At 42.5% G+C, this 1,073-nt stretch carries 2 protein-coding genes; both read right to left on the reverse strand.

The window, feature by feature from the left end; all coding sequences use genetic code 11:
• Positions 1-72: 72 nt before the first annotated feature.
• A complete protein-coding gene (locus tag NG798_RS27780; protein ID WP_261226956.1) occupies positions 73-450 on the reverse strand; it encodes a hypothetical protein in 378 nt (125 codons plus the stop codon).
• A 53-nt stretch (positions 451-503) separates the two neighbouring features.
• Positions 504-920: a helix-turn-helix domain-containing protein gene (locus NG798_RS27785; RefSeq protein WP_261226957.1), complete on the reverse strand. Its 417-nt coding sequence runs from the start codon at positions 918-920 to the stop codon at positions 504-506.
• Positions 921-1,073 lie beyond the last annotated feature (153 nt).

The following is a 1,073-nucleotide window of genomic DNA, read 5'->3' on the forward strand; positions in this document are numbered from 1 at the left end:
GCATAACTGTTTTCCTCGAGTTAGCTTTTGGTATATCTTATCATATTTTTGTCCTAACCTTATGCCGTAGTGCTATAACCACATCCGATAAGTTTCTCCCAGCAAATAGATGCCGGTGCCACGTTCCCTTTTCAACTTTTCATACAGCAGATGCAGCCGGCTTCCCTCTACTAACTCAGCCGGCTTCACACCATAAGTCTCCTCAAAGTGTTTATCTAAAGTAAATTTGTCTGTTGTGGGGGCTTGTGGTTTGGTGGATACTTGGGGGCCAGTGTAACTATCGACCATCAATTGAGCGATGTCTACCAGTGTGTAATTATTTCCCGCAACCTGAGCTTTTTCAAGTTGTTCTTGTAAGGAAGTAAAGATGGCCAATACATCAATCCTGCCTTTCAGAATGCTGGAATTATTGTCAATATTACCCTTGTTATCAACTTGCAGGCCAAGCACTGTACACGCTTGTTCTACCTGTAGTTTGTCCGTTTTTAGATGCGTTGCTATTTCTACGATTCTCCTGTATCTTGCTCCTTCAGATGGTCTAGTAAATATTTGAGCGCTTGTTGATGGCCCGGATGAGTGATTTCTGGCAAGATAGCAGTTAATGCTGTTTTTAGATCACCTCCCCCAGTCCTCTCTTTGAACACGACTTCAAAGGATCTTGCATGGCCGGCATCCACCACCTTTGTTCGGTATTTGTTGTAGGAATACGAGAAAACTTGAATCCCTACCCATGCGTAAATAATCGTCAACACATCTACACATGAGAATGGTTCATTTGCTCTGCCGTAATCTTCGATTGGTAGCTGGCATTCTTTTACCCACTTTCTCAAGGTGGGGTAGGAAATATCCAATAAACTGCAAAGCTGGCTTCTACTGAATCCCCCATATTTGTACAAAATTGCTCTTGGTATTTTAGGCATTCATTCTATGAGTTCCTCCCCGTAAAAAATTTAATACTGAACCTGCCCTTTCAATTGGCATCTGGTTGGCTTTCGCTTGGCTTTCGCTAAATACTTGGCTCAGTTTTACTAAAAGCGAACCCAACTTTCTGTGAAAGCTAGTTGGCTGTCGTA

It is taken from the genome of Ancylothrix sp. D3o, assembly GCF_025370775.1.
Taxonomy (GTDB): Bacteria; Cyanobacteriota; Cyanobacteriia; order Cyanobacteriales; family Oscillatoriaceae; genus Ancylothrix.

Coding starts and splice junctions, on each gene's coding strand:
- NG798_RS27785 (WP_261226957.1), bottom strand. CDS start 920: ATGCCTAAAATACCAAGAGCAATTTTGTACAAATATGGGGGATTCAGT.